The sequence below is a fragment of the Desulfovibrio sp. 1188_IL3213 genome (assembly GCF_036763145.1).
Taxonomy (GTDB): Bacteria; Desulfobacterota; Desulfovibrionia; order Desulfovibrionales; family Desulfovibrionaceae; genus Desulfovibrio.
Genome location: NZ_JBAIYR010000066.1, coordinates 1 through 8,554, shown reverse-complemented (window position 1 = coordinate 8,554; position 8,554 = coordinate 1). Strand labels below are relative to the sequence as shown.

The window sequence follows — 8,554 nt, the reverse complement described above, 5'->3', positions numbered from 1 at the left end:
GGGCCTTGGCCCGCCAGGCGGCCGGATACGCCCTTTCAACCAGAGCGGCCAGCTGGCCTGTGGTGTCGATGGTGTTTTTCTGCCTGGCATCCACAATGGCGCGGGCAATGCGCCCGGCTTGCGGCTCTTCGCCAAGAGCGGCGATGCAGTCTTTGAGCTTGTCGAAGCTTTCTCGATTGACCCAGTGCCATGCCGAAGGCTGCACCGATGCCTGGTCCATGCGCATGTCCAGGGGGCCATCGCCATAAAAACTGAAGCCACGCTCCGCCTCGTCCAGTTGCAACGAGGAAACGCCGATATCCAGCAAGGCCCCGTCCACTTTGTCCCAGCCCAGACCTTTAAGAGCATCGGCAAAATCGCTGTAGCGGCAATGGAACAGGTGCGCCCGCTGGCCGAAAACGCTCAGGCGCTGCCCGGCAAGGGCAAGAGCTTCTTCGTCACGGTCAAGTCCGCACAGTTCTATATCGGGGGCTGACGACAAAATGGCACTGGCGTGTCCGCCCATGCCAAGAGTGCCGTCCAGATAGCGTCCCCCGGCGCGCGGGCTGAGCGCCTCCAAGGTTTCCACAGGCAGAACGGGCACATGCCGTGTCGGTTCCGCAGTATCGTGCATGGTTTGCATCATAAGTAGCGCCTAAAGGCTGATCGCCACGCCGCTGGCCGCAAGCTCCGCAGAAACGTCTTCAAGCTCCAGGGCGTCAAAGCGGGTCTGATCCCATATTTCAAATTTATTGAGCATGCCCACCAGCATGACGTCCTTTTGCAGTCCGGCTTCGCGCATGAGGGCCTGGGGAATGCGAACACGGCCCTGGGCATCGCACTGCAGTTCCTGCGCGAGACCCATAACCTTGGTCTTGAAGTGTGAAAGGCGCGGCGAAGGCATGGGAATACGGCTCAGCTGTTCCGTAACTTTTTCCCAATCTTCGGGAAGATAGGCCACCAGACGGCCGTAGTATGCGGTGAGCCAGAAAACCCCCGTGCCGCCGTCGGCACAAAGCCCTTCCCGGTATTCGGGCGGCAGCATAAGACGCCCTTTGGGGTCAAGGCTGCGGGAAAGGCTTTTTGTGAAGAGTTTTTGCACGGCTTTACCACTTTCTTACTTCATATTACCACTTTTTCCCACTTATGCCCCAAGGCTATGGGGGTGTCAAGCCAAGTGCAAAAAAACCGCAACATTTATGTGTGAAGCCGATTTCAGGGGGTACAGGCAAGGTGAAAACATTGCTCTTTTTTCAAAAACGAACGGTGGTAAAAAGTGGTTTTTTACCACCGGCACATTGCCCGAAAAAATCAGCCGCAGCAGAACAAAACATCGTCAGGCGCTGTGCCGGATACGTGCCGCATACTCCAGCAGTGCCGAATACCTTGACAATACGTGCGAAAATCAAGATGCTTTTTTGTGCTGGTCAATCACTCTTTTTTGCGTCCATACGCCGGGCCAGCCCCCCTGCCCTCTAAACAAGGACAAATCATGAGAACCAAAATTGTCGCCACTATTGGCCCCGCTTCCAACAGCAGGGAAAAACTGCATGAACTTGCAGAAGCCGGCGTGAGCGTTTTTCGTCTCAACTTTTCACACGGCGGCGCTGCCGATTTTGTAAACATCATAAAAAATATCCGGGAAGTTGAACGCGCCCTCGGGCGGCCCATCACTATCATGCAGGACCTTTCCGGGCCGAAAATCCGCCTGGGAGTGGTTCCCGAGGGTACTATAGATGTAGAAAAAGGCATGCGCCTGCTGCTTGGCCCCAGCCAGTCACGCATCAATGAAATGCCCTACCTGCCCTTTGATCATGAAGAAATTCTTGAAAGTCTGGAGCCGGGCGACCGCCTGGTGCTGGCCGACGGCGGCCTTCAGTTCATCGTGCAGGCGCGCCGTGAAGACAATCTGGTACTGCTGGAAGCGGACAACAGCGGCATCGTCACCTCACGCAAGGGCCTTGCCCTGCCCGGCAAGGCCACGAAAGTGCGCGCCCTGACGGACAAGGACAAAAAAGACCTTGCGGACGGGCTTAAGCTCGGCGTGGACGCCGTGGCGATTTCTTATGTTCAGACCGCCGATGACGTGCGCGAAGCCAAAGAACTGATCGCCGCTGCCGGCCAGAACCTGCCTGTGGTGGTCAAGCTGGAACGTCAGAGCGCTGTGGACAATCTTGCAGAAATTCTGGCGGAAACAGACGTGGTCATGGTGGCGCGCGGCGACCTTGGCGTGGAATGCCCCCTGCCGCTGCTGCCTGCACTGCAGAAGCGCATTATCAGCGCCTGCAACAAGGCTTCAAAGCCTGTCATTGTAGCCACGCAGATGCTGCTCTCTATGGTGAACAGCCCCGCCCCCACAAGAGCGGAAACCACGGACGTTGCCAACGCCGTACTGGACGGGGCCGACTGCGTGATGCTTTCTGAAGAAACCGCCATGGGCAGTTTTCCCGTGGACACGGTGCGCTACATGAGACGCATCACCGATGAAGCCGAAAAGCTGCTGCTGCTCAACCATACTCTTGAAGAACCCGATGCCGATAAGGGCATACCGGAATTCCTTGCCTACTCGGCCTGCCTGCTGGCAAACAAGGCCGGAGCCAAGGCCATCGTGTCCCACAGCCTTTCCGGCAGTTCGGCACGCCAGGTTTCTGCAAGGCGCCCACCTCAGCAGATCTACGCGCTCACTCCGGACCCGGTGACCGTCAAGGCTCTCAACTTTGTGTGGGGCGTCAAGCCGGTGTTCATCGACCGCCCGCAGGAAGAGCCCAGCCACCTCATCAGGGCCGAGCAGTTCATCCATAACAGTGAAGACTTTGTGGCTGACGACTGCGCGGTGATAACAGCAGGGCAGGTCAAAGGCTCCTCCTCCACCCCGCGTGGCACCAACCTTGTTAAAATATACTGGAAATAGCCCATGGCCGAGCAAGCACGGGAAGCACGAGAGATTCCTCAGAACATCAACGAGGAATATTACCAGATAAGCGGCGAAATACTTTCCAGCTTTCCCAAGTACCGGCCTCCTGTGGATCTTTTCAGCTTTCGTGAAGACATCATGGTGCTCGCCCCTTATTGCAAAAAGGAAACGCGCCTGACCAACGAACAGGTTGAAGAGCTGGCGTCGCTGTGTGCCGAGGGCGATCTTTTTGTGTCGCGTTCTGACCACCACATCTATTCGCGCCACATTGTCAAACAGCTTGACCTTGTGCTGCAGGATAAAAACCTCAAGGAAGCGGAAATTACGGACATCTGCATCCGCGCGCTTTTTCTCCGCTATACGGAGTTCATCAGCCAGCCCATAAAGGCCCTGCTTGAACCGTTGTACCGCGACGTTATGGTGATCACGGAATACCTTTGGGCAGACAAGCACCGCATCAACACCTTCATGCGCCGCCTGTTTCGCAAGCATCAGATGGCGCGGCACGCCATCAACACCATGAGCGTGGGCCTCTGGCTGTGGATGCAGACAAGCGGAGAATACCGCCGCAAGGACCTTGACCGCGTTGCCCTGGCCTTTTTGCTGCATGATGTGGGCATGAGCAAGGTTCCCGCCTTTCTGCTCAGCAAGCCAGGCCCGCTCAAGGCCGAAGAAAAAGAAAAACTGCTGCCCCACCCCCTTTTGGGCGTCAAGCTTATGCACAAGCTGGAAATGAGTTTTGAAGAGCTTGTGCGGGCCTGCTACGAACACCACGAACGTATGGACGGTTCGGGCTATCCCCAACGCCTCAAGGGCAGCCAGATAAGCCGTGTGGGCCGAATTACCGCCGTTGCCGACTCCTTTGCGGCCATGATCTGCGACAGGCCTTACAGCCAGGCCAAAGAACCTCTTGAGGCAACAAAGGAACTGGCGGGCGACCCACGCTATGACAGCGAACTGACCAACATGCTGCTCACGGGCTTTGCGTCCGGCAACATCGGAGCCATGATCGACATGGACAAAATCGTGGATGAGCCGCTTTAGGGCATTTTCACTTTGAAATTGCTCTGGCGACTGAGCGGGCAGGCGCTTGCCATGAAGGCGCAAACGCGTTTTTTCGTATAAAGATACACTACCGCCCACGCCATTTTCAGATCTCCGTGCAAAATACAGAGCGGGTAAACATGACCTGTTTACCCGCTCTGCCTGTCTGCACCGTCGGACGCTTGTGCCGCCAGCCGCCCGAATCTTTTCAACGGCAAAATGCCACGGTTATGGGACGACAAACAACTCCGGTTCCCGCCTGTTCGTGCAGTTCTTTTCCAGCATGCTCACAATGTTCAGCACCGGCTCCTGATCAAAATATTTTGCACCCTCCGGACAGGACCTGACGCAGGCGCAACAACGGATACAGCCCTGGCTGACCTTTGTGGCATCGTCAAAACTGATGACCTGCATCGGACAATTGCTTGCGCAAAGCATGCATTGCGTACAGCTTTCCGCGGTTTGAGGCCGTATATCCGCAGCAGGCGGCACATCCCTGTACGGCCGCTTGCCGGGTACAGCCACGGTGTCACAGCAATCGGAAAGCACGACAGCCGCCGCGTCTTCGGCAAAACCCCGAACAACGGCCATATCCTGTTCATCCGGACGGCCTGTGCCGACCTTGGGCGTCAGGCTGTGCTCGGCTACAAATGTTGCCGCAGCAGGCACGGTAAAACCCTGCTTTCGCAGTATGTCCACTGCTTCCAGAAGCGCATCGTCATAATGGCGGTTACCGTACACGGCCACCGGAACGGCCGCGCCGCCCCTTCCCGTAAGTCCGGCCAGAAACTCCATCAGCAGGCGCGGCACGCGCCCGGCATAGACCGGAAACGCCAGAAGCAAAGTATCGTCCGCATCGCAAGACAGCTTTTCCTTGCGGCCGTCAGGAAACGTCAGATCATGTTCAACGGCGGGTTTGCCGATACTCCGGGCCATAACAGCAGCCACGGCCCGCGCAATCCTTTTGCTGCTGTGGGTCGGGCTGAAAAAAACCGTGTGCAGACTGCCGCTCATGATGAAAACCCCCGTTTCTACTGCGCCGGACAGTGTAAAAAGATGTCGTGAACCGCTTTTTTCTTGAAAAGAAAACCATAAAAACGTTTTCCCGCCAACTGCAAAACACCACGTACAAGATTGCAGCGTTCAGCCCAGGCAGCCTTTATACCGTTGTCTACCCTGATTGGAAACATGTAAAGAATATAGGAGAGCTTGCCAGAGGGGCATAGCGGGAAACGTTTTTTATTTGCAACACGCTTTAGCATTGCATCAAGGCTGGCGTGACTTCCCGACTTCTGCTATCTCTGGCGGGCCGCTTCAAGAAACTGATTACGGACAGCCCTGTTTTCATTGATGCTATTTTTTTACACTGCGGCGCTATCTTTCACCAAAGCACGAATCTGCGAGCATTTTTGATGAAATCTTCCCTGGTACGCGATTCTTTTATTGTCGGCGCTGCGTTGTTTTCCATGCTTTTTGGTGCTGGAAACGTAGTTTTTCCGCCCTACATCGGTTTCACTGCCGGCCCGGAATGGTTTTTGGGATTTATCTGTTATTATATGGCAGACGTGGGCCTGGCCCTGCTTGCCATCTACGCCATGCTGGCCTCTTCATGCATTGATAATGAAGAAGGCATCATGCACAGGCTGGGGCCTACGGCGGCCATGCTTATGATGTGCGCCATCATTCTCTGCATCGGCCCCCTGCTCGCCATCCCCCGCACAGGGGCCACGGCATTTGCCATTTCCTTTGCACCCCTGGGCTATTCCTCCAAAGGCGTCAGCGCGGCCAAAATACTTTATTCCGTGGTGTTTTTCGGTATATCCACCCTGCTGGCCTTCCGGGAGTCCAACATGGTGGATGTTATTGCCCGCTATCTTTCGCCCATAAAAATCGGGGGCTTTCTGCTTATCGTGGCTGCGGCCTTTTTTGTACCCATCGGGCCGGTAAGCGACATCGTTCGTGACGATAATGTAGCCTGGCACAGCATCCTTTCCGGCTATCAGACGCTGGACGTTATGGCGGCCCTGGTTTTCGGCCTTATCATAGTAAACGCCCTGAAGGGCAAAGGCTACGAGACAGGCAGGCAAAAGGCGCTGTCCGTGGGCATAGCAAGCCTCGTGGCCGGTGCGCTGCTTTTCGTCATCTATTGCGGGCTTTGCTACCTTGGGGCCACGGGGTCCACGTATTATCCGGTGGAAACGGAAAAAGGCGCGCTGGTCACCCTTCTGGTGGGCAGGCTTTTTGGCAGCGCGAGCACCATTCTGCTGGCAAGCATTGTAACCGTGGCCTGCATGGCGACCTCCGTAGCCCTGATCGGAACCACCGGCACCTTCATATCGCGCTTCAGCAAGGGACGGCTCAGCTACAAAAAAATTGTGGTGGGAACCGGCCTTTTCAGCATGGTTGTTTCCAACTTCGGTCTTGACAACATCATTGCTTTTGCCGCTCCCATTCTGACTTTTTTATACCCGGGAACACTGGCGGTCATTGTGCTTTCCCTTTTTGACCGTCATATCGACAATGACAATATCTTCCGTTTCGCCACGGCGGGGGCGCTTCTTGCCAGCGGCCTGAGCGTACTGGAAGAGTGGGGCCTGCCCCTGGATATCACAGGTCACCTTCCCTTTGGTTCCGCCGGACTGAGCTGGATAGTGCCGGCCTGCGTTTTCGGCATCGTGGGCTACTTTGTCCGTCAGCCTAAAAAATCCGCGCAATAAAGATTTCTCCTCGAGGCTTGCGCAGACAGGCAGCCTGTCTGCGCAAAAAGACGCATATCACAAGAACTTTCAACTGCATTGCCTGAATTTCAGGCCGCACGTGGCTCCGCGCACAACGTCCCTGAAGGGTACGGTGTTTTTTCAACACAGGCGCACAACCGAAGCATTTCTTAAGGCAGCCCTGCGCGCTGAGCACAAAAAGGCCCGTTGCTGTCAGGGCAGTGCAAGAAACACCACTCCACCAGCAATGGGCCAATATTCTGCGGAAAAGACGCTTCTGAAGCAGCCTTCGGCCGTAACACTTCAGCAGGCTATTGCCTCCTCCTCAGCCGTTTTGCTGTTCTCTGCTGTTCCCCACGTTGCCGTTTTAAGGAAGGCGAACAAACTGTTGGAACAGCATATCTATATCTAGTGGTCTGCGCGCACGCGCACACGTTTTTTTCCGGCGCGGCCCGCATCATCCACCACGCGCACCTCAATATCTCCCGGCACAGCCTGCCACAAAAAAGCCTCGCCCGGCGTTCCTTTTCCCAGATAGCGGCCATTGACAAACCAGTGCAGGATTTTCACCCCGGCATCGGCGTGGGCCATAAAAACCATATTTTCATGCCCCCGGCTGCTCAGGCTCAACTTATACGTCAGACCGTCCTTGGGCTGCACGATGCGCGGGGCTTCTCCCGTAACCATATTTTCCGGCCCGCATTCAGGGGCAAAAGGCGGCGGCTCGGGCTTGGGCATTCCGGCCCGCGCAAACATCTGCGCCATGTCCGTGGGCCAGAACTCCCATATGCGCGTCTCGGTGCGGCCTGCTTGCGGCAGGCAGGCCCGCAGGCCCGTTTCCCTGTCGATAAGTATCGGGCGAAATACGCCGGAAGAAGCCAGGGGCGACACCCCCGGTATAAACCACGTCTTTGCCGTGTCCTCGCACAGGGACGTATCCAGGTCTCCTGTGGCGGCGCAAACTTCCACACGCTCCAGATTAAGGCCGTGCGCAGGCTCGGCCTGGTAATCCCGCAGCGGCTCTGCCATTGCAAGATCCCGCGCTATCTGCGTAAACAACGGCACGGCGCTGATGCCGCCCACAAACAACGGATTGGGCTTGTTGTCAAAATTGCCAAGCCACACCACAAGCACGTACGGCCCCACAATGCCTGCGGCCCACGCATCGCGAAAACCGTTGGACGTGCCTGTTTTGAGCCGCAAAGGCAGCACGGTCCCCCCCTGCGAGCGCACAAGACGGTCCGGATTGCCGTCCTCCAGCATGGCAAGGGTTACATAAGACGCTTCCGGCGACAGCAGGGGCAGGGCCGTTTCCGTATGTCCGTCGTCTTGCCGCACGCGCAAGGGACGCCAGATCCCTTTATTGGCAAGCATGGCATAAAGTCCGGCCAGTTCGCGCATGCTCACTTCCGCCCCGCCAAGCACGAGGCTCAAACCGTAATGATCTTCGCCGGATGCGAATTTCACTCCGGCCCTGCTCAAAAAATCATAAAATCCGGGCTGCTTCAAACGCGCGGCCAGGGCAATGGCAGGCACGTTGCGGCTGGCTCTCAAAGCTTCACCGGCACTGACAGGGCCTCGAAAACTGCCGTCATAGTTTTCAGGATCATAGCCCGAAAAACTGCGTGGCGTATCGGCCAGCAAGGTCAAGGGATGGATCAGACCCTGGTCCAGGCCAAGGGCATAAATGAAAGGCTTGAGTGTGGAACCCGGCGAACGGCGCGCCCTGGTTCCGTCCACCTGCCCCATAATGTCGGCATTGAAAAAATCCGCGGAACCGACAAGAGCGCGCACTTCCATGCTGGGCCAGTGGAGCAGCATGGCCGCCCCGTTAACAAGGCCGTAGTCCTGACGTCGCGCGGTGAACAGGCGCAGCTGCCGCTCCAGGCGGCGCTGTTTG

At 56.7% G+C, this 8,554-nt stretch carries 8 protein-coding genes; 4 read left to right on the top strand and 4 right to left on the bottom strand.

Annotation, left to right across the window (positions count from 1 at the left end; all coding sequences use genetic code 11):
- Positions 1 to 625 (bottom strand): 16S rRNA (cytosine(1402)-N(4))-methyltransferase RsmH (gene rsmH / locus V6C16_RS04975; RefSeq protein ID WP_333542835.1); only part of this gene is annotated, 625 nt, incomplete at its 3' end.
- Positions 626 to 634: 9 nt separating this feature from the next.
- Complete coding sequence (locus V6C16_RS04970) at positions 635 to 1,081, bottom strand: division/cell wall cluster transcriptional repressor MraZ (protein ID WP_333536866.1); 447 nt, start codon at positions 1,079 to 1,081, stop codon at positions 635 to 637.
- Between the two features lie 97 nt (positions 1,082 to 1,178).
- On the opposite strand from V6C16_RS04970, the gene V6C16_RS04965 reads away from it, so the two are divergent.
- From V6C16_RS04965 to V6C16_RS04955, 3 genes are read left to right on the top strand one after another with little or no spacing between them, the layout of a single operon-like run.
- The gene (locus tag V6C16_RS04965; RefSeq protein WP_333536865.1) at positions 1,179 to 1,475 is read left to right on the top strand and encodes a hypothetical protein; all 297 of its coding nucleotides are present in this window, start codon (positions 1,179 to 1,181) and stop codon (positions 1,473 to 1,475) included.
- Complete coding sequence (gene pyk, locus V6C16_RS04960) at positions 1,472 to 2,890, top strand: pyruvate kinase (protein ID WP_333536864.1); 1,419 nt, start codon at positions 1,472 to 1,474, stop codon at positions 2,888 to 2,890. The genes V6C16_RS04965 and pyk overlap by 4 nt, the downstream gene beginning before the upstream one ends.
- Positions 2,891 to 2,893: 3 nt before the next feature.
- Positions 2,894 to 3,937, top strand: coding sequence for an HD-GYP domain-containing protein (locus V6C16_RS04955; RefSeq protein ID WP_333536863.1), 1,044 nt, complete (start codon positions 2,894 to 2,896; stop codon positions 3,935 to 3,937).
- A gap of 228 nt (positions 3,938 to 4,165) precedes the next feature.
- On the opposite strand, the gene V6C16_RS04950 is transcribed toward V6C16_RS04955, so the two are convergent.
- Positions 4,166 to 4,951 (bottom strand): 4Fe-4S ferredoxin, encoded by a 786-nt coding sequence (locus V6C16_RS04950; RefSeq protein WP_333536862.1) that lies wholly within the window; start codon positions 4,949 to 4,951, stop codon positions 4,166 to 4,168.
- A 398-nt stretch (positions 4,952 to 5,349) separates the two neighbouring features.
- Here V6C16_RS04950 and brnQ point away from each other — a divergent pair, with 398 nt between their 5' ends.
- A complete protein-coding gene (gene brnQ, locus V6C16_RS04945) occupies positions 5,350 to 6,654 on the top strand; it encodes a branched-chain amino acid transport system II carrier protein (protein ID WP_333536861.1) in 1,305 nt (434 codons plus the stop codon).
- A 408-nt stretch (positions 6,655 to 7,062) separates the two neighbouring features.
- Here the strand turns inward: brnQ and V6C16_RS04940 are convergent.
- A partial coding sequence (locus V6C16_RS04940; protein ID WP_333542834.1) for a penicillin-binding transpeptidase domain-containing protein occupies positions 7,063 to 8,554 on the bottom strand: 1,492 nt, incomplete at its 5' end.